Origin of the sequence: uncultured Campylobacter sp. (genome assembly GCF_938018035.1) — a bacterium.
Classification (GTDB): Bacteria; Campylobacterota; Campylobacteria; order Campylobacterales; family Campylobacteraceae; genus Campylobacter_B.
Genome location: NZ_CALIJF010000144.1, coordinates 1 through 2,058, shown reverse-complemented (window position 1 = coordinate 2,058; position 2,058 = coordinate 1). Strand labels below are relative to the sequence as shown.

General features: G+C 44.8%; 3 protein-coding genes and 1 pseudogene. All 4 read right to left on the bottom strand.

What is annotated here, in order from left to right:
• Positions 1–371: pseudogene (locus tag Q0257_RS04235) on the bottom strand (hypothetical protein); the annotation flags it as partial.
• Between the two features lie 76 nt (positions 372–447).
• On the bottom strand, positions 448–1,041 hold the full coding sequence (locus Q0257_RS04230; protein WP_297997576.1) for a hypothetical protein: 594 nt from the start codon (positions 1,039–1,041) through the stop codon (positions 448–450).
• Positions 1,042–1,314: 273 nt separating this feature from the next.
• A complete protein-coding gene (gene rpsU / locus Q0257_RS04225; RefSeq protein ID WP_005869392.1) occupies positions 1,315–1,527 on the bottom strand; it encodes a 30S ribosomal protein S21 in 213 nt (70 codons plus the stop codon).
• Positions 1,528–1,578: 51 nt separating this feature from the next.
• Positions 1,579–2,058, bottom strand: a 480-nt coding sequence (locus Q0257_RS04220; RefSeq protein WP_298021941.1) for a hypothetical protein, incomplete at its 5' end; no start/stop codon positions are given.

The window sequence follows — 2,058 nt, the reverse complement described above, 5'->3', positions numbered from 1 at the left end:
CTCTTTTCGTAGCTTTTCACGCTTTTGTACGAGCTCATCTCGTAGGAGTCCACGGGGCAAGCCATCACGTACGAAACCTCGCTAAGCCGCTTAAAAAGAGGCTCATACTCGCGCGGAGCGATCTCTTTTGACATCACGACGCGCACTGTGGGCTTTACGGGTAGGGCCTGCAGGGCGCGCACGATACTTTGCAGCTTCGCGCCCGAGGCGTCTTGCGCGTCCTCGTACCAACCGTCGTCGATCGTAACGCCCCAGATGAAGTCAGATTTAAAATTTTGCTTTGAAATTTTATTTGGATTTTCGCCGTAAAGTACGCCGCAAAACAGCACCCCGCAAAACAGCGCGAGAAATATGTGTTTGAAATAGACCACGGCTTGCTCCTTGATTTTAAATTTTAAAAATTTAGCTCTTTGCTGGTCTTTTCACAACCGATCAAGCAATCAAAATTTATCTCTTGCCTCTAAGATCATAAGAATAATACGAACGAGAAAAACCCTCTACGCTGAATATAGCAAAAGCGTTAAGCGCAAGAGCCGCTAAGCTGAGCAGCACCGTAGCAGGCAGCGAAAAACGCGCCAAAAACGCATTTGCAATAGCTGCAAGTACAAGCGCGATAAAGCAATATGAAAATATCGCAACTCCGCTAGTATCGGCAAGCTCCTGATAAAATCTATAAAAAAACAGAAACGATGCGATGAATCCCAATGCAAGTAGTATTTGAGCGATGATGCCGCCCGCTAAAAATATAAATAACAATACGCCTATAAATATCGCCGCAAAGGCAATGGCTACGTTGCGCAAAAGGCTGCGGCTTGCGGTAAGCTTAGAGATATTATAAATGCTAAAGATAAAAAGCACGAATGCCGCTGCGCTTAGTAATACTCCCAATCCGCCGTAAATTCCTAATAGCAATAGCACCAGTTCGGCTATAGCTTTTAAGGCGCAGGCCGCGATGAAGGTGTATTTGATGAGTGCTACTTCTTTTTCTTGAGGGTTTGAAGGCTGCTGATCTTGAGTGTGGAGGTAGTCGTTTAAGTCCATGGTTGCTCCTTTAAAATTTTGCAAAAGTATATCTAAAAAACGAATAGGTAAAGATAAATTTCAAAATTTAGCGGCTCGCCGGCGGATATGTTGTATAAAGCAGGCGCCGCAAAAAGGCGGGTAAATTTAATTAGGTAAATTTTAAAATTTAGATCGGAATTTCGGCGCTGACGCGGCGGGTAAAATTTTAAGCGGGCTGTAAATTTAAAAAAGATGTGAGATAAAATTTCGCGCAGATCTGCAAATTTAAAATCCGCAAATCCGCGCAAGTTGCTACAAGCGTGACTCGTAGCGACGTAGCGTGTAAAGACGTTTAAGCATCTTTTTGCGAGCTGAAATTTTTTGCTTTTTGCGGACTTCCGTCATCGGCTCAAAAAATCGTCTCGCGCGAACCTCGGTAACGACTAGGTTACGATCGGTCTGCTTCTTAAAGCGTCTGTAAGCTTCGTCAAATGATTCGTTCGGATATACCTTTACTCCAGGCACTTTCCTCACCGCCTTTCAAAAAAATGAATCGTGAGTTTAGCGAAAAATTCCTTAAATTTGCTTTTGAAGCGCTTTTTTATACTTCCACACGCTTTTGTTGTTGCGAGTATCTATCATCGAAAGCTCTAAAAGTAGGCTTTCGCTTGCTTGCGCGGTAGAATTTTTAGCTGCATAATTTAAATTTTTTGATTTTTTAGATCCTGCTTTACCGTCATTTGCCGCAGCGGGGCTTTGCGGTAAAATTTTACCTACCAAGATGTAATCCGGCGCGTAGATCGAGCCGCTTTCTACGGCGTGATAGCCACGGCTTACGCCATCGTTGCTAAATACGAGTTCGTCTTTGCTTGGAGCGTCCGTGACGACTGCTTTGCCTGAATGCAGCAGTGAAATTCTAATTTTTTTGCTCAAAAATTCCGCATCCACGCCGTGCGCGTTCGTCCCGTCCAGTGGCTCGATGCCGACGACGCTGAATCTACCGCCTTTTTTGCCGACTATGCGCTTTGAGAGCAGATCGGCGATGCTTTCGCCTGC